This is a genomic window from Paenibacillus sp. 4624 (assembly GCF_050435065.1).
Classification (GTDB): Bacteria; Bacillota; Bacilli; order Paenibacillales; family Paenibacillaceae; genus Paenibacillus; species Paenibacillus amylolyticus_D.
The window spans coordinates 219,979-244,534 of record NZ_JBNDJR010000002.1 but is presented as its reverse complement, the minus strand read 5'-3'; the positions used below and the strand labels follow the sequence as shown (position 1 = coordinate 244,534).

19 protein-coding genes are annotated in these 24,556 nt (G+C 47.5%); 10 read left to right on the top strand and 9 right to left on the bottom strand.

The window, feature by feature from the left end:
- Positions 1-213: 213 nt before the first annotated feature.
- A complete protein-coding gene (locus tag ABIE27_RS05490; protein WP_429350252.1) occupies positions 214-1,053 on the top strand; it encodes a methyl-accepting chemotaxis protein in 840 nt (279 codons plus the stop codon).
- Between the two features lie 201 nt (positions 1,054-1,254).
- Here the strand turns inward: ABIE27_RS05490 and ABIE27_RS05485 are convergent, their stop codons facing one another.
- Positions 1,255-2,691 (bottom strand): alanine/glycine:cation symporter family protein, encoded by a 1,437-nt coding sequence (locus ABIE27_RS05485; RefSeq protein ID WP_429350067.1) that lies wholly within the window; start codon positions 2,689-2,691, stop codon positions 1,255-1,257.
- A gap of 424 nt (positions 2,692-3,115) precedes the next feature.
- Here ABIE27_RS05485 and ABIE27_RS05480 point away from each other — a divergent pair, with 424 nt between their 5' ends.
- On the top strand, positions 3,116-4,045 hold the full coding sequence (locus tag ABIE27_RS05480; RefSeq protein ID WP_123063992.1) for a response regulator: 930 nt from the start codon (positions 3,116-3,118) through the stop codon (positions 4,043-4,045).
- Positions 4,046-4,230: 185 nt separating this feature from the next.
- Here the strand turns inward: ABIE27_RS05480 and ABIE27_RS05475 are convergent, their stop codons facing one another.
- Together ABIE27_RS05475 and ABIE27_RS05470 are read right to left on the bottom strand one after the other, a co-directional pair.
- Positions 4,231-4,407: an aspartyl-phosphate phosphatase Spo0E family protein gene (locus tag ABIE27_RS05475; RefSeq protein ID WP_123063991.1), complete on the bottom strand. Its 177-nt coding sequence runs from the start codon at positions 4,405-4,407 to the stop codon at positions 4,231-4,233.
- Positions 4,408-4,830: 423 nt separating this feature from the next.
- Positions 4,831-10,035, bottom strand: coding sequence for a fibronectin type III domain-containing protein (locus ABIE27_RS05470; RefSeq protein WP_429350066.1), 5,205 nt, complete (start codon positions 10,033-10,035; stop codon positions 4,831-4,833).
- A gap of 535 nt (positions 10,036-10,570) precedes the next feature.
- On the opposite strand from ABIE27_RS05470, the gene ABIE27_RS05465 reads away from it, so the two are divergent.
- Positions 10,571-11,194, top strand: a complete 624-nt coding sequence (locus tag ABIE27_RS05465; RefSeq protein ID WP_123063989.1) for an acetate uptake transporter — start codon at positions 10,571-10,573, stop codon at positions 11,192-11,194.
- 186 nt (positions 11,195-11,380) lie between these two features.
- On the top strand, positions 11,381-11,929 hold the full coding sequence (locus tag ABIE27_RS05460) for an acyl-CoA thioesterase (RefSeq protein ID WP_186331743.1): 549 nt from the start codon (positions 11,381-11,383) through the stop codon (positions 11,927-11,929).
- A 93-nt stretch (positions 11,930-12,022) separates the two neighbouring features.
- On the opposite strand, the gene ABIE27_RS05455 is transcribed toward ABIE27_RS05460, so the two are convergent.
- Together ABIE27_RS05455 and ABIE27_RS05450 are read right to left on the bottom strand one after the other, a co-directional pair.
- Positions 12,023-13,099, bottom strand: coding sequence for an anthranilate phosphoribosyltransferase (locus ABIE27_RS05455; protein WP_123063988.1), 1,077 nt, complete (start codon positions 13,097-13,099; stop codon positions 12,023-12,025).
- An 18-nt stretch (positions 13,100-13,117) separates the two neighbouring features.
- The gene (locus ABIE27_RS05450; RefSeq protein WP_123063987.1) at positions 13,118-13,711 is read right to left on the bottom strand and encodes an ANTAR domain-containing response regulator; all 594 of its coding nucleotides are present in this window, start codon (positions 13,709-13,711) and stop codon (positions 13,118-13,120) included.
- A gap of 648 nt (positions 13,712-14,359) precedes the next feature.
- Between ABIE27_RS05450 and nirB the strand changes: the two genes are divergently transcribed.
- Genes nirB through cobA form a run of 3 tightly spaced genes read left to right on the top strand, consistent with a single transcriptional unit; the run spans position 14,360 to position 18,000 of the window.
- Entirely contained in the window at positions 14,360-16,801 is a 2,442-nt protein-coding gene (gene nirB, locus ABIE27_RS05445) for a nitrite reductase large subunit NirB (RefSeq protein ID WP_123063986.1), read from the top strand.
- Positions 16,802-16,817: 16 nt separating this feature from the next.
- On the top strand, positions 16,818-17,135 hold the full coding sequence (gene nirD / locus ABIE27_RS05440; RefSeq protein ID WP_123063985.1) for a nitrite reductase small subunit NirD: 318 nt from the start codon (positions 16,818-16,820) through the stop codon (positions 17,133-17,135).
- A 49-nt stretch (positions 17,136-17,184) separates the two neighbouring features.
- Positions 17,185-18,000 (top strand): uroporphyrinogen-III C-methyltransferase, encoded by an 816-nt coding sequence (gene cobA, locus ABIE27_RS05435; RefSeq protein WP_240036758.1) that lies wholly within the window; start codon positions 17,185-17,187, stop codon positions 17,998-18,000.
- Positions 18,001-18,067: 67 nt separating this feature from the next.
- Here cobA and ABIE27_RS05430 read toward each other — a convergent pair whose 3' ends face one another.
- Positions 18,068-18,703, bottom strand: coding sequence for a TetR/AcrR family transcriptional regulator (locus ABIE27_RS05430; protein WP_161556900.1), 636 nt, complete (start codon positions 18,701-18,703; stop codon positions 18,068-18,070).
- Between the two features lie 200 nt (positions 18,704-18,903).
- Here ABIE27_RS05430 and ABIE27_RS05425 point away from each other — a divergent pair, with 200 nt between their 5' ends.
- Complete coding sequence (locus tag ABIE27_RS05425; RefSeq protein ID WP_429350065.1) at positions 18,904-19,671, top strand: SDR family NAD(P)-dependent oxidoreductase; 768 nt, start codon at positions 18,904-18,906, stop codon at positions 19,669-19,671.
- Positions 19,672-20,167: 496 nt separating this feature from the next.
- On the opposite strand, the gene ABIE27_RS05420 is transcribed toward ABIE27_RS05425, so the two are convergent.
- The 3 genes from ABIE27_RS05420 to ABIE27_RS05410 form a co-directional block, all read right to left on the bottom strand.
- Positions 20,168-20,422, bottom strand: coding sequence for a hypothetical protein (locus ABIE27_RS05420; protein WP_123064172.1), 255 nt, complete (start codon positions 20,420-20,422; stop codon positions 20,168-20,170).
- 197 nt (positions 20,423-20,619) lie between these two features.
- Positions 20,620-22,098, bottom strand: a complete 1,479-nt coding sequence (locus ABIE27_RS05415; protein ID WP_429350064.1) for a sensor histidine kinase — start codon at positions 22,096-22,098, stop codon at positions 20,620-20,622.
- Positions 22,098-22,775 carry a response regulator transcription factor gene (locus tag ABIE27_RS05410; protein WP_429350063.1) on the bottom strand — a complete coding sequence of 226 codons (678 nt, stop codon included), beginning with the start codon at positions 22,773-22,775 and terminating at the stop codon, positions 22,098-22,100. The genes ABIE27_RS05415 and ABIE27_RS05410 overlap by 1 nt, the downstream gene beginning before the upstream one ends.
- Before the next feature lie 249 nt (positions 22,776-23,024).
- On the opposite strand from ABIE27_RS05410, the gene ABIE27_RS05405 reads away from it, so the two are divergent.
- Positions 23,025-23,858: a polyphosphate polymerase domain-containing protein gene (locus ABIE27_RS05405; RefSeq protein ID WP_429350062.1), complete on the top strand. Its 834-nt coding sequence runs from the start codon at positions 23,025-23,027 to the stop codon at positions 23,856-23,858.
- Complete coding sequence (locus ABIE27_RS05400; protein WP_123063979.1) at positions 23,851-24,531, top strand: DUF4956 domain-containing protein; 681 nt, start codon at positions 23,851-23,853, stop codon at positions 24,529-24,531. The genes ABIE27_RS05405 and ABIE27_RS05400 overlap by 8 nt, the downstream gene beginning before the upstream one ends.
- Positions 24,532-24,556: the final 25 nt, after the last annotated feature.

The window sequence follows — 24,556 nt, the reverse complement described above, 5'->3', positions numbered from 1 at the left end:
ATTGGCATAAAAACAGTTACAACTAGAACTAATATCCAAGAAAACGCACCACATGGGAAAAAGTTCGAAGTTCATTTGGAAAATAGTTCGAATTTCATGCAATCAAGCATTCAGGATATCCGATTTTTGTCCGATGAACAATAGAGGTTCTGCAAATTTTCCAATTCACTTCACATTTAAATATTGAGAGGATGATTTAGTTCCATGAGTAACATAAACATTATTGATGCACTGTTAAAATCCTTGCCGTATATTAGTCTAATCCTTCGGGAGCCAGCCAGCCTGACCGTGTATGACCACGAGAAAGTATTAGATGTAATTATGACAGAGAAGTTCAATCTTGGTTTTGAAAAAGGCATGAGACTTTTGGAATCCTTTCAAAACTTCGCCGTTTTGAAAAATGGAAGAGAAGCCACCCTCTCTACACTACCTAAGGAGATTTATGGAATTGAGCTAGACACACTGAATGTTCCTATCTTTGATGATCATAATAACGTTGTTGCTGTATTCTGTGTGTCCTATGACCAATCGAATCAGAATCAACTGGAGGACATCGTCCAAGAAAATCAAGACATCAATGCAAACCTTGTTGACATGGTGCAGCATGTAGCCGCTCATGCCGAAGAATTGCAGGCTACCAGTGAGCAGATTTTGGAGAACACACGACTGGCTGTCCAGAACTCATCCCAGATTAACAAGGTTGCTGGTTTCATTCGTGAAATTTCCGAACAGACCAACTTGCTTGGCCTGAATGCCGCAATTGAGGCAGCCCGTGTAGGTGAAGCCGGTGCCGGGTTTGGTGTCGTGGCATCCGAAGTGCGTAAACTATCTGTTGATGCGAAACAAGCAACGACCGATATTGATGCCAGCTTGAAAGAGGTACAGCAAGTGATTCAGCAGATGGAGGTTGAAGTATCCCAGATCGCCGCTTCTTCACAAGAACAGGCAACACTGGTTGCATCGTTCACCGATGTCATCGAGAAGCTGAATGATACGGGCACACGTATGAAAGCTCTGTCTGAGCAGCTAATCACTTACTCCGTACAAAAGTAAAATAGGGAAACAAGAACAACTCCTACACGAACGATCCACATAAAAACCTTATTAATAGATTGAAGTATGTACTAAACAGGACTTGGATGCCATCATGGTAGTCCAAGTCCTGTTTTATGGTGCCTTATAACAAGCTTATTCGTTTGTTTATTAAACCTTTGAACGAACCAGAATTGACATCAATCTAAATCATGCACAATATTATCCTGTCGCATCCAGCTTCCCTGCACCCGTTACTTCCTCTTCCGACTCCCAGCATTCAATTTCACCAGGAATATGAATACGATCACGGGTAAAGACAGGATCACGTCCCTCGGCCTTTTGACGCTTATAATCCTTCAAAGCTTCAAAAGTGACTTTAGACAGCATCAAAATGGCAATCAGATTAACCACAACCATCAGCCCCATGAATAAGTCAGCCAAATCCCAAACAAGTTGCACCTTCGCTACCGCGCCGAACAGCACCATGCTAATTACAGCAACGCGATAAATCCAGAGCCAAACTTTGTTAGACTTAATAAATTCAATGTTTGTTTCCCCATAATAATAGTTACCAATCAACGTACTGAAGGCAAACAGGAATACCATCACTGCCAGGAAGCCTGACGCCCACGAACCGATGTGTACACTGAGCGCAGCTTGAGTCAGCTCAATACCACCCAGATCTGAACCCTGATATACCCCGGATAACAAAATAATCATAGCCGTACTTGTGCAAATAACCAGTGTATCTGTCAGAACGCCAAACGCTTGGATCAGACCTTGTTTGACCGGATGAGAGGTATCTGCCGTTGCCGCAGCATTCGGTGCACTACCCATCCCGGCTTCATTTGAGAATAATCCGCGTTTCACGCCATTCATCAGCGCAGCACCCAGTGTCCCGCCAGCCACCTGTTCGATGCCAAAGGCATTTTTCACAATCAATGCAATCATGGCTGGAAGTTCTGTGATGTTTGCGAGCACGATAAATGCAGCCACACCAATATACAACACTGCGAGCACAACCACGATATATTCTGATGCTTTCGCGATCCGTTTAACCCCGCCCATAATGATACCTGCAAAAACAACGGCCATAATAATACCAACCGTCAAGCGATCCGTTCCAAAAGAGTTCTGGAATGCCACTGTAATGGTGTTGGACTGTACAGCGTTAAAGACCAAGCCGAACGAAAGGGTGATCAGGATAGCAAAAAGAACCCCCATCCATCGTTTTCCAAGCCCCCGCTCCATATAGTAGGCCGGCCCTCCGCGAAATCCGCCTTTGTCCTTAACCTTGTAGATCTGAGCCAGCGTGCTCTCAACAAAGCTCGAAGCCGATCCGATAATCGCAATAATCCACATCCAGAAAACAGCACCAGGTCCCCCTAAAGCTATGGCAAGTGCGATCCCTGTAATGTTTCCCGTACCCACGCGTGCGGCCATACTGATACAAAAGGCTTGAAATGGCGAGATTTTACCCGGTTCCTTGCTCTTTGGCTCTCTGAGCACCTTGACCATATCACCGATCATACGGAACTGCATGAACTTCGTTTTCGATGTGAAATAGACACCGCAGACGACCAGCAGAATGATTAACAGTTTAGACCAGAGAAAATCATTGAAAATAACGACAACATCTTGTATTGTTTGCTCCATCGATACGCCCCTTATTATGATGTATTATAAAAAAAGACTACTGCATTCGTTTCTTATCCCAGCCCTGTGTCTGACCGAGTGTTGTGCTTGAAATAACTGAAAATTTGCAACATTTTACACAACCATAGACTCAGACTGATACATGTTACTTATACTACAAGCGCATCTACCGAAATAGACAAATACCTACATGATTTCTGCACATTTTTTTTGAAAATGCGCCTCTCTCATCCAGTCACTGTCATCTAACCTCACATGTGAGCTTCTATGCAGAATCGCGATTGGGAAGTATGATAGGTGAGGTGCCTCAGGAGATGGAGATAGCCATTATGTGAAGTAAACAAGATTTTATGGCGACAAGAATCGCCGTTTAAATAGAGCTTTTCAAGCAACACCGTGATGAATTGGAAAGGACGTGAAAGATTTGCGTTATTTTATCGTGGATGATGATCCAAGCGTGCGTTCCATGCTAATGGACATTATTGAAGATGAAGGATTGGGTGACATTGCCGGGGAAGCCGAGGATGGAGCACATATTCATGCCGAATTGCTGGAGCTGCATAAGGTGGATGTCCTGCTGATCGATCTGTTGATGCCGCATCAAGACGGGATACAGACCGTACGTGCGCTTGAAGGAAAGTTCAAAGGCAAGATCGTAATGATCTCCCAGATTGAGTCCAAAAACATGATTGGAGAAGCCTACTCCTTAGGCATTGAGTATTATATTACGAAACCGATTAACCGGCTGGAGATTTTATCCGTGTTGCGCCTTGTTGAAGAGAGACTGCGTATGCAGCAGTCTATAGCGGATATTCAGCGTACGCTGCAAGGACTGACGGGTTTACAGACAGGTGAGCGCAAGCAGGCACAGGCTCCGGACAAAACCATTACTACCACAGGTCATTTTCTATTGTCCGAGATGGGCATGATTGGGGAGGCGGGCAGCCGAGATCTACTAGACATGCTGGAATACCTCGAACAACTAGAGACGGAGGAACATAAGCTATCACCTTACACCTTTCCTTCGCTCAAAGACATCTTCCAGCAAGTAGCTCAGCGTAAACTAGGAGAGACTGCCTCGGTTGCAGACATTACCAAAGAGGTAAAAGCATCGGAACAGCGGGTGCGCAGAGCCATTTTTCAGACACTGAGCCATGTGGTTTCTCTTGGATTGACGGATTATACCCATCCGAAATTTGAGAACTACGCTTCCAAATTTTTTGATTTTACCGAGATTCGCAAAAAAATGCTCGAACTGCAAAACAACGTGGAGCCCTCACTATCCCAAACCCGTATCAATACAAAAAAATTCGTGCAGGTGTTGTACTTGGAAGCCAAACGCATGCTTCATTAAACCCAAAAGGGCATGAATGATCCACCTTCAAAGCTCTCTCACAGTGATGTGAGGTTAGCCCTGACGGCGGTCTTCATGCCCTTCCTAGATTGGGGTTGATGTGCTGCTCTGTTCGCCCAAACCATACAAGTCATATCATGATACATTGTTGCGATATATAGTTGCATTCCCGTTTCATACCACTCTCACGTTCGCGTCTGACTCCGGGATATTCGATTATACTCATTAATCAATTCATCCAGTGCCATTGACTGGCGAATGACTTCAGGATGTCCAAGCCTTCCCTTATTATGCTCCACCAGTTTATGAAGGTTATGCCTGGCTTTTTCTATTTTATTTTTCAAATCCAAACTCATAACCATGGCCCCTGATACCTCCTTCATTTGTGTTCCATTGTAGTGTTTCCTGTCAATCTATAGTTGGATTAACATATGGCATAGGAGACATGGATGTTTTGTATGCTTCTCCAAAATTTGAAAGGGCTAATTTTATTCTAATAGAGATTGGTGAAAAATACCAGATGTAACGCCATGTTGTCACTTTCTCCCCACTCTATACGTAGCCTCTGTTTATGCCTTTTCCGCATGAAAAGGTTTTGTGTCATAATTGTGTATTTTATAAAAATAAACCAAAATGCACCCCTCCAATCTCGAACCCCATAGTTGGTGTCCTTCTGAGAATGGAGAGATGCTCTCGGTTACCTCTTATTTATGTCGGATGAAGCGTTCCTGTTGTTATGCTGACGTATATTTACACATTGGATATCCGTTATTAGATGTGGAATATCAGTTCGTAACTTTCACTTGTATCGTTTCACTTGTAGTTTTCCCATGATCATTAATCCATTCCACTACATATTCATAATCACCGACGGCACGATCTTTGATCTCAACCTTGGCTGTCTGCGCATGAGGAGAAGATGCTGTTAGCGGCTGGCTGTCAATCTCAGTACCATTCTCATACAATCGGTATGATGTGGCATTTGTGCCCCACCACATATTCATTGTGATCGTATAGTTGCCATCTCCATCCCAATTGTCGTGGGACAACTCAGGCTTGGATGGTTCAGCATTACGAACGGTTATCGTCAGCGGCTGACATTCCGTCTTACCTTTGGCATTCGTTAGCTCACACGTATATATATAGGTGCCATTGGCCCGACCTTGAATGGAAGTGGATGCCTTCTGTGCTGCAGGGGTAGATGCAGATAACTTCTGACTATCCAGCAGTTCTCCGTTCTCATAGAGCTTATACTCCGTACCATTATTCCCCCACCACATGTTCATGGTCACCGTATAGGTTCCATCACTAAGCCCGTTTCCGTGACCGTTATTGTCTGACAGAACAGGTACTCCGGGAGCACCGGCAACCTGATCCCCGGCCACTACCGTTATTTCAACGGTTGCCTCGGCGATCAGTCCTGCACCATTCTCCGCACGAGCCGTAAAGATATGCTTGCCGACAAGCCCAGTCAGTGCAATCTCATCCCCTGACTGCACAATCCCGCCATCCCAAGTCAGCTCCAGACGTGTAATCCCCGATTCAGGGTCTTCAGCCTTCACCTTCACTTGAAGCACATCATCCTCACTCAACTGCTCCGCAGGCATACCTGTTATGACTGGAGGTGTAGTGTCTTCTGGCTCTTGACTGCCACCCACATAACGAATATTCGGTGCCTTGGGTTGCTCCATGTCTGTACCGAGATAAAAGCTGGTGTGTGGCGGCTGGTTATAAGCAACATTTTGCCATGCTACGCCGAGGCGATAGACCGGATCATGCATCAGCGTACGAAGCCGCACGTCGGTCTCATCGGTCGTGGTATAGATCCGCAGCTCGGTGCTGTCTTGACTGCGCCAAATGACTTCCTCACGCCAGTCACCAAACAGATCAGCTTGTAAGCTTGGATTGGCTTTGGTTCCATTGTTGGAAGCAGCCCCTGTTGCTGTCAGCAGGTTAACCGTAGTTTGGTTCTCGTAGTCCCACTTGTCAATTCGAATACCATCCTGCAATTCACGCAGCAAATCTCCGTCCCACCAGATGCCAAAGTTGGTCGAGGAAGGAATTTTGGTTGTAATCAACTCTCCCTTGGCACTGTACAGTCCGGTAATCGGGATATGCTGTTCATTCGTAATTGTGGCTGCCCACACTTCAGCACCCGGATAGTTTGGATCGATATCAGCCGCCATGCCGCGCCCCGTGTCCATCCCCGTGAACACGCCCCACAGCACTTCACCTGTGGCTGCATCTCTCATCTCCATGCCGTATTTCGAGCTTCGATCCTCATGTACCCCGAATACCTCCATGCCCGGACGGGTTGGATCAAGGTCACTCAGATGCATGGCGTCTCCATGTCCCAGTCTTGTGTTGTATAGCGGCTTGCCATCATCATCAATCGCCATCGCTCCGAATGTAATCTCATCCTTGCCATCACCGTCCACATCACCTACAGACAAGTTGTGATTCCCCTGACCTGCGTAGGAACCATAACCCTCATCGTTCGAGTCAAAACGCCATACCTGACTGAGCTTACCATCCTGAAAATTGTAAGAAGCAAGCACCGTACGTGTGTAATACCCGCGGCTAAACATCGCACTCGGATGCTCCCCGTCCAGATAGGCAACAGCCGCAAGGAAGCGGTCTACACGGTTTCCGTATCCGTCCCCCCATGCAGCAACATCTCCGCGCGGCGGATCATACTTCACCGTATCCAGCGCCGCCCCGGTCTCTCCATCAAATACGGTTAGAAACTCATCACCCAGCAGCACATATCCGGAGCTGTTACGATGATCTGCATTCGCATCCCCGATGACTTTCCCTTGTCCGTCAACGGTTCCGTCTGCGGTCTTCATCATCAGTTCAGCGCGGCCATCTCCATCAAAATCATAGACCAGAAACGGTGAGTAATGTGCACCTGCCCGGATATTCGGCCCCATATTGATCCGCCAGAGACGGGTTCCGTCCAACTTGTAGGCATCCATATATACGATGCCGGTAATGCCGGCCTGAGAATTATCCTTGCCGTTATTCGGCGACCACATGAGTACAATTTCGTACTCGCCGTCTCCATCCACATCCCCGACACTGGCATCCCCTGCGTAATAGGAATACGGCTGCCCGTCTTTGGTATACGCATCGGCAGGTTTCTGCAGCGGCACAGACAGGTATTGCTCCTGCCATACACCGAACTCTTTCGTCGCTGGCTTCTCTATTCCATTTTCTACCGTTGTAACACGGTATTTAGAGCTGTCCACACCTTCGGCATCCGTATAGTTCGTGCTTCCTGTCAGCGGCTCTGCGTTAAGCTTCACATCATCACGATACAGATTGAAAGCGATCGAATCCGCATCCAGGCCCAGCATGCGCCAACCGATGTAGTTGCCTTGCCCCGTTTTCACCGCAACCGGTGCACGATCCAAATACTCCATGGCCCGGTTCAGCGTTGTGGCTACCGGAGTTTCAAGCACGCTGGACAGCTCGGATATGCCACCTGCATTCACTGAGGCCACTTTATAATAATAAGGAACCGTACTAAGAATGGTGGAGTCTTTATACGAAGTTTCCTTGGTCCGACCAATCATCTCATACGGCCCACTCTGGCTTTTGGAACGATAGATTTGGTAAAATCGTGCACCAGTAGCTTCATTCCATATGAAGGAGACATCGTTTTTCTGGATCTCTTGTAACGCCAGCCCGGAAGGTGCTTCCGCTTTCGTTACACTCGGGTCAATTGTAGATACGTTCAGTGCATTGGATGCCAGCGACTCCATTCCTGTCTGATCCACTGCCGATACTGTGTACACGTAGTTCATCCCAAGTTCGATCTGGTTATCTGTGTAGGCAGGATTATCAACTGTAGCAAGCAATTCGGGTTTAGTTGCTCCGGCAGATTGCCGATAGACCTTGTACTGTACATCTCCAGCAACTGCCTCCCACGACAATACTGCACGGATCGGATCACTGTTCAGATCGAGTTCATCCAGTTGAAGCCCGGATGGAGCCATAAAGGTTGGTGTGATCTCCAAACCGTTCAGATGCGCGGTCTGTCCACTAAACACCAGATTCATCTGACCATCCTGAACCTGGACATCGTTGATCACTTTTTCTGCGATATTCTGTGCACCGGAAGATACCGTCCCATAGTCCTTGCCCTCGATATTGATATTGGTTCGAGCGGAGCCGATCCAGTCCCCAATGTAGGCTTTAACCGAATAACCGCCATTCGGCATATCTACCTTAAACTCATAATTCCCGCCAAAATAGATGACGAAGTCACGGCGCAGCGCATCCGTGGCACTGCCACGATCCCGATCGGCCATATTGGCCGAAGAGGTAAGGCCATATCCTCGCTCCGGCGTGTATAACGTATTTCGAGTCACTTCGTTATACCCTTCTGCGACCGGAGAGCCCACTGGACCGAAGTCGTATCGATATGCAGCCGATTTCGTTGTGAAACTCACCTCGTCCGAAGGCTCGGATTCGCCTCGACCATTCACGGCAGTCACACGTACCATGTAGGTCTCACCTTCGGTAAGGCCAGATAAGGTCATGGTTGGAACCGTTGCTGTTCCAGCAAGCGTATACGCAGATGCTGGCTCGGAGGACAGCTTGCGATAGATTTTGTAGATATCCGCTGTATCATCTGCTGTCCATTTCAATACAGCACCGGCATTGCTGATGCTGCCAGCTTTCAAACCGCTTGGTTTCACCGGAACCTCGGCAGGCACTTCAGCATCTTTCACTGCATCCGCCAATGGAATATCAAGTTCACGCACCGCACCCGCTACCATTCTTGCGATCTGAATGGCACCATACTCCTGAAAATGCGTATTGTCAGCAACTCCGTTAGGGAACGCCTGATAAATCCCCGGTGCAACATGCAGGAACACCGACAACGTAGCCTCAGGCCCAATCGAGTCATAATACTCAACACTGAGTCTGCTCAGATCGATCAGAAGCACATCGTTTTCGGACGCTACCTCTTTGGCTGCCTGAACATATTCAGGGAAGGAAACATTGAATTTGCCCGCACTTGCATTGAAGTCCCTGCGCCCCATCGGCGTTACCAGAATCGGCGTTGCCCCCCGTTGCCGCACACCGTCTATGTAGGTTTTCAGATAGATTTTGTAATCGGCCGGGGAAGCGTAGCGGTCAGGCACACTGATGGTGGCATCATTATGTCCGAACTGTACAAATAGATAGTCTCCTGGACGGATCACTCTCAGAATTTCATCCAATCTCCCTTGAAAAATAAATGACTTGGAGCTGCGTCCGCCAATGGAATGATTTTTGATCTCCACAGAGTCATTGAAAAAGGAAGGGAACATCTGCCCCCAGCCCGCTTGCGGTTCCCAATACGGATTGTAGGTTTGCATCGTGGAGTCCCCTGCCAGATACAGAACAGGTTTGCTTCCGGCATCACGCTCAGCTTGCTTGGTAATAACCAGTGCATTCAAATTCGCAGCAGCACCGGAGAAGACCAGATTCATCTGACCATCCACCAATGCGATATCAAAATTCATCTCCAAATACTCGCCTGCAGCCTTGCTGTTCAGCTGCACCTTGTTCATGCTTTCTACATCTATTGCAATCTCTGTAGCTCCGGCTGCATCCCCGGCAACAAGCGAGACCGTATAGTCACCGTTCGGCAGATCCACGTTGAATTGTCCACCTGCAGCAAATGTTGCAAAATCAGACTTGATCGGATCACTCGTTCCACGGTCCTGCACCGTCACCTTAGATGCATCCGCAAAACCATATCCCCGTTCCGTTGTATAAACTGCATCCGCCCCCACACCGGTATACCCCTCCGCCACAGCCCCTGATCCAAAATCATATTGATAAACGGTTGTTTCCCCCGTATCAACAGCTGAATCCGGTTCTGCCGCACTTACTGCTGTCGTGCCAAAGAATGCACTCCATCCCAAGCTGGAAATCGTAAATATAAATATCAGCAAAATCAAGCCCAGCTGTCGTGTCTGTTTTGCAATCATCTACACCCACCCTTTCGTTTCTTCAACATGTCCTTCCACTTCCCTTATCATCATGACCTTGCACTTCTTGATCGTGGAATACGTACAGACTTTCCTGCTGAATTCAAATAAGTAAGCGCTTGCATTTTGTTGGTTTACAACCTTCCTCCGCTACTTACGACCCTCTCCGTCCTTCCCTGGTTCCGATTCCAGTTCCCCCTTTCCTGCCGCAGTTTATGCCGCCACTCTCAGGCTCGGCCGAACTGCAGATTTGATTTCCCCTCGATACTAACGTTAAATTTCTGGAAATAACATGTAATTATCCGTCTTTTTTCACCACAAACCCGATATATTAAAGCCAACCCATTCAACTGACTGTCACATAAGCAACCGTTTTCCGCTGTTTCAGGTAATAAATCCCCTTTCCTTAACCGGGCCATTCGGTTACAATAGGGCGATATGTGTGTCCGGGTCCGGCGGATGCCAAATGAAGTTCGAGGATGGCCTGTACAGGTTCATCATCCAGATTTGATATTATTGGAGGCTTATCAACACCATGCAAACCGAGTCACAGACTAAAGTCAAAATCATAAACGCCGATCCCAGCGCGATGGGATTATTTGGGCTTGCGATCGTAACCCTTGTCGCGTCTTCCCAAAAGCTCGGCATTACCGACGGACTTAGCTACGCTATTCCGTGGGCGATCTTCCTGGGTGCTTTCGCCCAACTATTCGCATGTATTCAGGATTCCAAACGCAACAACACCTTCGGTACCACTGCTTTCGGTGCGTATGCCTTCTTCTGGTTCGCCATGGGTGCCAACTGGATGATTAAAATGGGTGTGTTCGGCTCTACTCTCGCTGAGCAGACCGATGGCAAGCAGCTTGGATTTGCTTTTGCCGGATACCTGATCTTCACCTTGTTCATGACGATTGGCGCCGTTGAAGCCAACAAAGTGTTGCTTATCATTTTCATTCTGATCGATTTCTTGTTCCTTGGTCTGACCTTTGACGCTTTTGGCGTAGCACCACATATCTTCCATACAATCGCTGCATACGCTGAGATGGCGATTGGCATTGTGTCCCTGTATGGTACAGGTGCTTCCGTTCTGAATGCTCACTTCGGTTATGCTTTCCTTCCGATCGGCAAACCGTCCGGTATTTTCAGACCTAAGGCTTAATATACAGATTGATGTTCCACCGCCTGCGCGCCGGTCCGCGCCTGGCGGTTTTTTCGTATAAGCGAGTCTCATACCTCTACATTTGAATATGATTCTGACCGACACCTATACTAGGGAGAAAGAATCCGCAAGAAATGCTGCATTAGAAATACAGTGATGGTGGCCATACTGCAAGGAGGAAGAGACATGAGAGAGATACCGAAACCTACGGAGATGGATCAAACGGAGAGAAAGTATGTACGTGAAACGCGTTGCTTCAAAACGGCACGGGTGTTCCCGACAGATGTTAACAATCACAACACCTTGTTTGGCGGCAAGTTGATGTCCTACATTGACGATATTGCCTCCATCGCAGCCTCCAAGTTGTGCAGGGTAAATACCGTTACTGCATCAACCGACTCTGTCGATTTTTTGTACCCGATTAATCCTACAGACTCCGTAACACTTGAATCATTCGCGACGTGGACTGGTCGCAGTTCCATGGAAATTTTCGTGAAAGTCATTCGTGAGGATCTGAAGACGGGGGAGAAAAAAATCGCGGCGACAGCCTTCCTGACCTTTGTAGCTCTGGATGAAAACAACCGCAAACTGATTGTTCCCCGGATCATTCCCGAGACCGAAGAAGAGAAAAAGCTGTACGAGACTGCACCTGACCGGGCAGCTATGCGGAAACAACGGCGGGAAGAAAGCAAAAAGTTCGCTGACTTCCTGACCGTAACGTATCCTTGGGAATAAGCACAGAACAGAGCAAATGAAAGAGGAAATAGTACCTTACGCTGAAATATACAATTCGAAGTAACACGAGTGTTACCAAATTCAATGAACAGATTAACCAGATGATGCCGGATAGATCGATATCGTTCTGCTATCCGGCAACTCTCCTCCCATAGAAACACACCACTGTTGATAGAGACGGAATGCCGCCCCACTCTCTATATGCTGTTTACAGGTATATATCCCTTGCTCAATGGAAGGGACACGCCCTGCAACATATAGACGAAAGCCCGCATTCAACAACACCTGATTCACAAATGTGAGATGACCCTCACCACGCAGCACACTCTCGGCCACTTCAACCTGCTTCGCCGCGGTCCAGATCATATCCGGCACAGGCATATCCAGATCGTAGATTGAAGGATCTACGAGTTCAAGCTTCATCTCACCATTTTCCACAGCATATACACGTGTAGGACGATCAATGTATAGATCCTCCGACCCTTCCATACCTTGAACAACATAAGCACGTTGATACTGAAAACGAGTAAGAAGCTTGGCTATTCGATCCAGAAACGTATTATGAAACACCCCAAAAACAAGATAAGGCGAATGATTATAATCAATCAGCTTCTCGGCTGTATTCAGTACCGTCCGAAAACCCAGTTCTTCCCGTAATGGGCGAAGTCTGCGAAGCGGCTCACACCAGTCTTCTGCAGAAACATACATTACACCTGTATGGAGAGCAGCACTCCGGGCATTTTCCCGGTCCATCCTTCGTGTATCAATCCCTGCCTCTCTCAATACAACAGACAATGTAACTCCCCATTTGGGCGGTAAAGGTTCACTACCGTGTAGCGTAACCGGCAAGCCCGTTGCTGCCAGTACAAATGCCACAGGATATGTTGCCATAAATGACTTGGTTCGTCCGTCGTAAGGACCTGCACAATCCAAACTATCCTGAAATACGGAGGAACGCTCCGCACTGTTCCGGCACGCATGGACAAAGGCTTCCATTTCCTCGACATTCTCCATCTTCATCCGTTCTGCCATAAGAAATGCAGCCGTCTGGGCAGGAGAAACTTGCTGTTTCAATATATTCTCGGCAACGATGAGTGCCTCTGCATAATTCAGATCACGCGAACCTCGTTTGCCGCGCCCTACCTCTCTGAGGATCTGAGACATATCCATAGAGCATCCTCCTCCCAATTATGACTGGAGCAGTTGATGTGCTTTCACAATCGCTGTAGCTACATCGACCATCCGTTTGCGTTCATCCATCGCTTTTTTGCGTAACAAATCATAGGCTTCCGATTCGGAGATCTGCTTTAAATCACATAAGATCGCCTTCGCCATATCAATCCATTTCCGATCTTCCAGTCTGGATTGCAGTTGCTTCCGCTCCTGATCCCATTGCTTGCGTTCCATATAACGCCGCGCAGCAAAGTGCAGCGTCCAGTGAATTTCCGGCCCAGCCATGGACGGTGTAATGATGCCATCAAACGAGGTGTCAACCTCGCAGTCATGGGCAGAGGAAGATGCTGTATCTGGAGCACACCACCAGAGAAGCGGAGTATCCGACTTCTCCTCAACCAGCCGCTTTACCCAATAAGCCACGTCCGCAAGAGACAAATGCAGGATGGAGGCATCGACTTCACGAGCAAGCTTCATCACTTCATCCTCACTGTCCGAGACCTGCACATGATAACCAACCGCTCCCAGCAACTTCTCTGGTGTCAGAGGGATTGCTTCGGACGAGCCGGCCGGAATGGGTTGTACTCGGATGACCAATATGGATCGCATGATGGATCAATCCCTCCTTATATTGATATACAGACCCCGTGCTCGCTTTTAATACATTAACACACGAAAGCGATATAATGTCATGTTACCTGACAAAAAACAAGAAATAAACATCTATATTTCAAAATCTCAGGGTACTCTGAAGTATTCATGCGAGGCGCCGCGAGATACAACTTGATCCTCGGTCTAATCTCAACGGGTTAAAGTGGAACAAATCATGGATTCACTGTGTTCACCATGGCATATTTCCTACATTATATAACGTTTCAGAAGCATAAAATGGAGTTTTTTTCTTATTTTTATTATTTAGAGCCATATTCTCCGTTTCCGATTCAGATTTTCTTTAAACTCATGTAAACATAATTAACTTCAAATTTCAAATACTTTTTTATGTTAACTATATTGACACGAATAGATCATTATTTTATAGTTAACCCATAAGAACTCTATAACTGAAGGATCACTCACAGTTACAACGGCGTAGCTGGTTGAAACGGCAATGAAGCCTGTTTTGCAAATTCGGAGATAAGGGATGCGTATGTATATGCGCAGTCCTCCGAGGCATGACAGGCTTTTTCGATTTTTAAGAACAGGCGAAGGCAGTGTAGTACACAGAATACAGAAATGGATCTGAGGGGGCTAACCACAATGAGTACAACGAAAAAACTGGTGCTGGTCGGCAATGGTATGGCGGGAATTCGTACAATTGAGCATATTGTGAAACTCGCACCACATGCGTATGACATTACCGTCTTTGGCGCAGAGCCGCATCCAAACTACAACCGAATCATGCTATCTTCCGTTCTCGCAGGCGGAACATCCATTGAAGATATCGTGATTAACGACTGGAGCTGGTATGAAGATAACGGTATCCATGTCTATCCGGGTGACCCTGTCGTGCAGATTGATACGGTACGCAAGGAAGTTGTATCTCAGAATGGAGTTCACGCATCCTATGATGAGCTGATTATGGCGACAGGTTCACAGGCATTCATTCTGCCTCTCCCAGGCGCGAATAAAGAAGGGGTCATCGGTTTCCGTGATATTAAAGACTGTGAAACGATGATGCAAGCATCCCAGAAATATCGTAAGGCCGCAGTGATCGGCGGCGGATTGCTCGGTCTGGAAGCTGCCCGCGGACTATTAAATCTGGGCATGGACGTGACCGTCATTCATATTAACGGACATCTGATGGATCGAAATCTGGATCTACCTGCTGGATTAATGCTTCAGCGAGAGCTTGAGGAGCAAGGCATGAAGTTCCTTTTGAACAAACATACCGAAGAGATTACAGGCAAAGGCCGCGTTAAGGCCCTTCGATTCACCGATCAAACGGTGCTTGAGGCAGACCTCGTCGTGATGGCGGTCGGTATTCGCCCGCAGATTGAACTGGCGCGAAACAGCGGCCTGGACGTTAATCGCGGGGTCATCGTGGATGACTATATGCATACCAGTATCCCTGGAATCTCTGCTGTAGGAGAATGTGCGGAACATCGCGGTATTGCCTATGGACTCGTAGCTCCGTTATATGAACAAGGTATGGTTCTTGCCAAACGGCTCGCTGGTGCAGCAACCGAAGGATACGAAGGATCGGTCACTTCAACCAAGCTGAAGGTTTCGGGAGTCGACGTATTCTCTGCCGGACAATTCAAGGACTCACCGGACACACGCAGCATTCGCATCCAGGATGATGTAGACGGTGTATACAAAAAAATGGTGATCAAAGACGGCAAGCTCGTCGGAGCAGTGTTGTTTGGTGATACGACCGATGGCGCATCTCTCTTTTCCTTAATTAAGAGCGGTGAGGACATCAGCGGCCGTGAAAAAGAAATTCTGCTCGGCGCGCCTTCTGGCGGTTCCGGATCCGGCCCGTCTGTAGCAGAACGCATGGCTGCCATGCCGGATGATGAGATCATCTGTGGCTGTAACGGTGTAACGAAAGCTGCCATCGGCGATGCTGTTCTCAATAAAGGATGTAACACCGTCGGTGCTATCAAATCCTGTACGAAAGCTTCTGCTTCCTGTGGAGGATGTAAACCAATCGTGGAGTCATTGCTCACCTATTATGCAGGGGACAACGTAGGCGAGCAAACCAAAGAAGGTATTTGCGGCTGTACTTCGTATGACCGGGATGAAATTGTAGCACAAATCAAGGAGATGGGCCTGAAAACCGTCAAAGAAGTCATGAACGTACTGGGCTGGGATGAGCCAGAAGGCTGCTCCAAATGTCGCCCTTCCCTTAACTACTACCTTGGCATGATCTGGCCTACGGAATATGAGGATGAGCGGGTATCCAAATTCACGAATGAACGTTACCATGCCAATATCCAGAAGGACGGCACCTATTCAGTTATTCCGCGGATTTACGGTGGTGTAACATCCCCGGCAGAACTGATCAAGATCGCAACAGTTGCAGAGAAATATGATGTGCCGATGGTCAAATTCACAGGTGGACAACGACTCGATTTGCTTGGCGTACAGAAGGAAAATCTGCCGAAGATTTGGGAAGAGCTCGATATGCCTTCCGGCTTCGGTTACGGCAAAGCATTACGTACAGTAAAAACATGTGTCGGTAATACGTTCTGCCGTTTCGGTACACAGGATTCGATCGAAATGGGCATTCGCCTGGAGAAAAAACTCGACAAGATGGTCGCTCCAGCGAAAGTAAAACTGGCAGTCTCCGGATGCCCGCGGAACTGCGCGGAAGCTACCATCAAGGACCTCGGTGTCGTAGCCATTGATGGAGCCTGGGAGCTTCATGTCGGCGGCAACGGCGGTGTGAAGGTTCGCGCAGCCGAGCTGTTATGCACGGTGAAAACGGATGCTGAAGTCGAAGAGTGGACTTACGCTTACCTGCAATACTATAGAGAGAACGCAAGATGGAATGAGAGAACAGCGGCGTGGATTGAACGGGTAGGTCTGGATCATGTGAAGGAGGCTCTGGCGGACCGCGATGTACGTCTCGCACTGGTGGAACGTCTGGAAGTGACATTGGGTCACACGGTAGATCCTTGGAAAGAGATTATTGAAGATGAGAAATTGCGTAAAAACTTCACCCCACTGTCCGGTGCAGAACCGGTAGCTCACTAGAAGAGGAGGATCAGCGATGAGTAAATTTCGAATTGGGCATCTGGCCGACATTGATGAAAAAGGAGCTCGTACCTTTCTGGTCGAGGATACCGAAATTGCCGTTTTCAAACTGAGTGACGGCAGCCTACATGCCGTAGAGAATCGCTGCCCTCACAAGGGCGGCAAGCTATCGGAGGGCATGGTCTGCGGCACAGCCGTTCACTGCCCGCTGCATGACTGGAAGATTGATCTGCGAAGCGGCAAAGTACACGAACCGGACGATGGTTGCTTGAACACATACAAAACAGAAGTGGACGGAGATAGCGGGGATATCTATATTACGATTGCAGGTTAACTAAATGGTTGGCTTGACAAGGCAATGCTGACAGAAGGAGGGGTGCACGATGGATTTTGTTAAACCTGCAGAAGTCAATTATAGGAACACGGTCATGAGCCGGGGGTTGGTAAGTATCATTGGTGCCGGCCCTGGTGATCCCGAACTGATTACAGTCAAAGCCCTGAAACGTATTCAGTCCGCTGATGTCATTATGTATGACCGACTTGTCACAGATGAATTAATTGCTGAGGCGCGGGATGGCGCTCTCCGCATTTACTGTGGCAAAGCTCCTGGGCTTCACTCCATGAGCCAGGAAATGATTGGACGTATGCTGGCTTCTCATGCAGCAGAAGGCAAACACGTTGTCAGGCTTAAAGGTGGTGACCCGTTCATCTTCGGCCGTGGCGGTGAGGAAGCGCTGATGCTGGCGGAATCCGGTATCCCGTATGAGATTATTCCAGGCATCACTTCGGCTGTTGGCACCTCCGCTTCTTCGCTCATTCCACTAACCCATCGCGGGGTCGCTTCTTCTTTTGCCTGCGTAACGGGAACTGGCAGTGATGGAACTGTATCCTCTGTTCGCTGGGACCTGCTTGCCCATAGCGTAGATACACTTGTAATTTACATGGGGATAAGCCAGTTGTCACAGATTCAGCAAGAGTTGCTTCGTCATGGCAAAGCGGGGCATACGCCAGCAGCACTAATTGAGCGCGGAACGACAAGCGAAGAACGAATTGTTACAGGCACACTTGCCGAACTGCAGACATTAGCAGATAGGCATCGTATCTGTAATCCAGCTTTAATTATGGTTGGAGAGTCTGTCCTTATTCGCGAACAACTGCTCCAGATGCAGCGCGCTGCATCTGCTTCAATGACGGGCTAACCTTCAGTTGTACGTAAGCCCCCGTAGCGGAAGGCATTCACACAGCATTAGCATGTATTTGCATGTATTAGTCCAGCAGCATTCGCTCATTCATTGTCCGGCCCTTCTGTCCTGGTTCAATCAGCAGACGGGTCGGTTTGATGTTAATGAGAGCTGTCAGCTGTTCCCCCATGTAATGAGCGGAGTATTTGAACCCTGTTTCTGCCCAATGCATAATAACCCCCACGGTTGCTGATACGAGATAACTTAACATGATGTCATAATTGATCACTTGCTCACTATCTTCAGTCACCAAAATGAAGTCCTGAGTAAGGTAATTTCGGAACACATTGTTGATCCTGAGCGCCATATCCCCATGCATCGTCATCAAAGCCTTGAATTGATCCTGATGGTTTTCAATATATTCAAACACAGGCATAGTCGACGGTAACAGTCCGGTCATATCCACTTCTGTAAGATTAGCATAAGGCACGGCGTAAGCCTGTCCTAATCCTTGCAGGAAATCTTCCAGAAGGAATTGCAGCAGCTCCGGTTTTCCGGGAAAATGCAAATAAAAAGTCCCCCGATTATAATCCGCCCGTTCCGTGATATCTCGTATGGTGAGGGCATCGGCCCCCTTCTCCAATATTAAAGACACCGCCGCAGCGATGATTGCATCCTGCGTTCTTCGTGCTCTCCGATCCTGAGGATGTTCGATAATCAACAATTCCGCCTCCTTTGTCCATTATTGTAACCTAAATGAACAACGCTTACATCTGTGTTCAATAGCTGACATTTACGCTGTCAATGATTATTGTCACATGTTTATGTATATCTTAACATTAAGACAGGAGCTAAAAACGACAGGTTTTCAGCTTTGGAAGATTACCTGCCCATTATATATTATAAGGAGACGATTCAATCATGAGTACATCCTACACACAAACCGCTGTAATTACAGGAGCTGCCGGAGGTATTGGTAAAGAGCTTGCACGTCGCCTGGCTGAACGTAAAATTAATCTGGTATTGGTTGATTTGAACGAAGAAGCGATTGCCAAAACGATTGCTGAATTGAATCTCGATCAAGAGCATGTCATTGCGGTCAAAGCCAACGTATCCGATGAAGCAGATGTTAAAAATTATGTGCAAAAAGCACTGGATGCCTTTGGACGTATCGATTATTTTGCCAATAATGCTGGTATTGAAGGGCCTACAGGTCTGATCGAAGACCTCAGCGTTGAAGCACTCGACACGGTATACAACGTAAATATTCGCGGGGTATTCCTGGGTCTGCAAAACGTCATTCCTGTGATGAAAAAACAAAAATCCGGTGCGATTCTGAATACCTCTTCCCTTGCTGGTCTGATGGGCGCTCCGGCGGTATCTCCATATATTATGTCCAAACATGCCGTTGTTGGTCTCACACGTACCGCTGCTAACGAACTGGCACCTTTCAACATTCGTGTTAACGCCGTATTGCCAGGTACAATCAACACACGTATGATGCGCCAGATCGAAGCTAACTCCGGCAACGTGGAAGATTACCAATCCGCTACAGTATCCGCCATTCCAATGGGCCGTTACGGTGAACCGGAAGAAGTTGCAGCTGTGATGAATTTCCTGCTGTCCGAAGACTCATCCTACGTTACAGCATCCCTTTACACCGTAGATGGCGGTATGATGGGACAATAATAGGTAATTGATGGTTGGTAACACCAACATCATTGGCACATGGGCGGACGTATAGTAGAACCTACGGGTGCGTACTCTACGCGATGTCCTCGGGCGAGATGCCCTATAGTTTGTAGAGAGTAGCGTGTAGCGAAATTTTACTGACATCAGGCCAAGCCCAAAGTTTTTTACTTCCACACCGCTTGTTTGATGCTAAAAGACCTCGACACCACCATTAGGGGAATCCCCGTTGTGTGAAGTTGAGGTCTTTTTCTTATATGCAATAGCTGCGCTCTCATCCGGTGCTAATTCACTACGCTAACGATCACCAGAAACCTTATTTCGGCCATTTCGGCACATTTCCTAATCTAACGATAACCAGGAACCTTATGTCAGTAAAAACACCCTATTTTCAACAAAAATGACCTTCTACTCCGAAAATAACGTCTCTCCTGATCGTTAGATTTAAAAACATCCGAAAACACCTAAATAGCGTCGCTGGTGATCGTTAGAATTTTTAATCCACGTATCCCGCGTGACCCTTGTCCATCAAATAATCCATTTCCGCATCCAAAATACTTTCTACAGTCAGTTCGTCGAGTTTCACATCTTTACGGCTTAAAATGTAGTCAGCCAGATCGTCACCGTCGATATCGACGTCTTTGCCTTTGGCATTCTCATGCGCCTTGTTGATGTAGGCTTGCTCATGCTTTAATACGAGTTCGATATTTGTCTTGCTCGCCTTTGTTTTGTCTGCGATATATTGCATCATTTCCTGCTCATTAATTTCGTTGTTGTCTGCCACAATAGTTCATCTCCTCGGTTATCCTTCTTGCTGTCATTGTAGCATAGGTTATCCCATTACGGGCGGAAGTTATGCCCAAGCCTCTGAAAATGAGCTTAGCCGATACTCCCGCCGCACATCATCGTAGACTTGGCCTTCTTAACAGCAGTCCACCCTATGCCCTTTTACGATAACCTCACGTAAAATGTCGCCCCCTCGCCCACAACACTTTTGGCGTAAATCTCTCCCTTATGTTGCTCTACAATAGACTTGGCAATTGCCAGACCCAGGCCATGCCCGCCGTGTTTGCGTGCTCGGGATGCATCCGTGCGATAGAAACGGTCAAAGATCCGTTCCAAATGCTCCGGCGCGATCCCCTCCCCTGTATTGGAGATGGTCAGCATGACATCGTGATTCTGCTTCTGGAGTTTAATGTTCACAGCCCCTTTTGGCCCAGAATATTTCACGGCGTTATCAAGCAAGATCAGAACAACCTGCTTGATCTGCTCCGGGTTTCCGTGAACCATCAGATCAGGATCAATGCTGTAATCGAGGGTAATATTTTTTTCGAAAATCACGGCTTCCATTGGCAAAATAATACTTTCCACCGCATCACTCATATTAAACTTGGTGTGGATGAGGGTGGAACGCGAGTCGTCCATCTGAGTCAGATACAGCAGATCATTCGTTAGTCCAGACATCCGCTCGGTTTCTGATTTGATATAGTGAAGCCATTTGGCCTGGCTTTCAATGGTCTCCTCGTGGTTCGCCAGCAACACATCCGTATTCGTATGAATGATGGCTAGCGGTGTCTTCAACTCATGGGAGGCATCGGCGATAAACTGTTTCTGTTTCTCAAACGCTTCACGCACAGGTGCAATAGAACGGTTAGCAAAATAACGACTTAGGAAGTAGATGACGATCAACATAATCAGCCCAACCACGGTGAATGTGTAAATCAAATTGGTCAGGATCCCCTGTTGCGCGGTCACGTCCATGAAAACAATCATATGTCCGTCTCCACTTGGATCAGCCACATAGGCCCAGTCCGTGCCATCCAGTGCGAATTGTCCAGTCCACCGATTACTGTCACCTTGGCCGGTTTTCTCCTGGTCTACTTTTTGTAGCGCTTGTGTGTAAAAAGAGTCCTCCATATCAAACCGCGAATGGGTGTCGGTTATCTTCCACTCGTTATCGGTCTGGATCATAAAAGAAACCGACCGGGCAGGAGGTGCACTGGGATCTCCACCCGGTCCTCGATACCCACCAAAGTTCCCACCGTTCATGCCGTTGTTGCCCCCGCCCCTACCCGGAGAAGAGGGTACAGTTGCCGATCCTGAATTCGCTCCTTCGTCAGCATCGGAGCCAGTACCTGAACTAGAACTTGAAGTAGAACCTGTATCCGTTGTTACTCCCGACCCCGAGTTCGTTCCCGTTCCTGTTCCTGCTCCCGCTCCCTCACTTTGCCCTTCAACTCGTGACTGTTGAGCACCCAAACCAAAGGGGCTATGGTAGAAATCGGACACCTTGTACAGCTCCATATTCGTTTCGCGTTGCACATTCTGGTACGTAATGGTGTAGATCGTTACAAAGGCCACCAGCATCATAATCGAGATCGACACCAGATTGACAATCAGGAACCGGTTACGGAGTTTGTTAAACATCAGCTCGTCACCTCAAGTACGTATCCTACGCCCCGAATCGTATTAATGCGAACAGCCGAATTCAGGAAGATTAGTTTTTTGCGTAAGAAAGAAATATAAACCTCCACGTTGTTATACTCGACATCCGAGTCGAATCCCCATAATTTCTCGATGATCTGCTCTTTGGAGGTGATCGCTTGTTTGCGGGTGATCAGCAGTTCCAGCAACTCGTTCTCCTTTAGATTTAATTTGATCTCCTTGCCCTGTGCACTCAGCTTCAACTGCGTGGTATTCAGTTCGATATCACCAAACTTTAATCCATCCTCAGGGATCAATTCCCCTTTACGTCTCAAGGCTGCCCGAATCCGGGCAAGCAATTCTTCCGTGGCAAAAGGCTTCGCAATATAATCATCGGCACCGTAATCGAGGCCGGATACTTTATCCGACAGTTCTCCTTTGGCTGTCAGCAAAATAACCGGCGTATGATTCCCCTCGCTGCGCAGCGTTTGAAGCACTTTGATGCCATCCATTTCCGGCATCATAATGTCCAGCAGTAACAGGTCGTAGATGCCGCTCTGCGCATAATCCAGTCCGGATCTGCCGTCGTGGACCATGTCCACGGAGTAGTTGTTTTTTTTCAAAATCTGCGATACGGCCTCTGCCAGATGAACCTCATCTTCCGCTATTAAAATTCTCATCCTCTATTCATCCTCTGCTCACGATGGTTTGTATGTCCTTATTCTATCAATTAAACCTTGAATCAACCTTAATAATTGGAACACCCGCACGATATAGATGAAGGCAAAGAAATGTTAACGCAATGTAAAACCATTTAAGATTCATTCAAGGTTGCTTCGTTAAGATACAGACAGGGCAGCAACACACAACAAACCAAACATAATCAAAACATACACCAACTTATCCATACCCGAAAGGACTGAACCATCATGGCGATTGAAGTATTCAACCGATATGAGAGCAAGTACCTGTTGACCGATGAGCAATACCAGCATTTTTACAGCGATCTGTTACATTACATGGAACTGGATGCCTACAACAAAACACATGAGTTTTACTCCATCAGTAATCTGTACTTCGACACACCGCAGGATTCTCTGATTCGAGCGAGTCTTTCCAAACCGAAATACAAAGAAAAGCTGCGCTTACGTGCCTATGGAATACCCGAAGAGAATGCAAAAGTATATCTGGAGATCAAAAAGAAAGTGTTCGGCCTCGTCAACAAACGCCGAACGGCGCTGAAGCTGGACGAAGCTTATGATTTTGTTCGCTCGGGACTAGCGCCAGAGCTGGCCGACTACATGAACCCGCAGGTGCTGGAAGAGATCAAATATTTTCTCAGGCTCTACGATCTCGAACCTAAAGTTTATCTGGCATACGAACGCAAAGCATTGTTTGACAAGAACAGCCGCGATCTTCGCATTACCTTTGACACTAACATTCGCAGCCGTAGATATGATCTGAAGTTGGAACAAGGTGATTACGGTGAACCGCTCGTGAAGGACGGGCGCTGGCTCATGGAAGTCAAAGCCGAAAAAACCGTTCCGATGTGGCTCTCCCAATTGCTGTCGGAGCACAGGTTGTACCGAACTGGATTTTCCAAATACGGCAATGAATACAGATATCTGGTGAGAACCACCAATCTGAATTATCAGACGGAACGCGGGCTTATCCCAGGTACCGATTTCAATCCTAATGATGCGACCGCGGCTGCTTCACAAGAAAAATTAATTCGAGAAAGAGAGCGTGTATTATATGCTTGATACCCTTTTCAGCTCCGCCCTAGACGATTCAACCTTGAGTTTCAGCAGTGCTGTCATCACGATCGGACTTGCCATCCTTCTAGGACTTATCATCAGTTTTACCTATATGAAAACCAATCAAGCCACTTACTCACAAAGCTTTACGCTGACGATGGTTGTGCTTCCCGTGATCGTTGCGATTATTATTCTGTTGATCGGCAGCAATATCGCCCGGGCATTCAGCTTGGCGGGAGCCTTCTCCATCATTCGTTTCCGCAGCGCACCTGGTGATCCGAAAGACATTGCTTACGTTTTGTTCACGATGGCATCCGGTCTGGCTTGTGGTGTGGGGGCTTTTGGTTACGCTGTTCTGTTCACCGTTATTCTGTGTGTGCTGATGTTTGTACTGAACCGATTTAACTTTGGCGGGAAGAAGAGTACGCAGAAGACACTCAAGGTTACCATTCCTGAGAATTTGAGCTATGAAGAAGCGCTGAACGAAGTATTCCATACCTTTAAAGTCCCATTTGATCTGAAAAAAATCAGAACGACCGAACTGGGTAGTCTGTATGAACTGGTTTACAACGTCACGATTCACGAGAGCGTGAATCAGAAGCAATTTCTGGATGCCATCCGTACACGGAACGGCAACCTGGATATCTCGTTAACGATGAGTCCAACGACAGAATATTAAATTTGGAAGATTCGCTTGCTCGCTT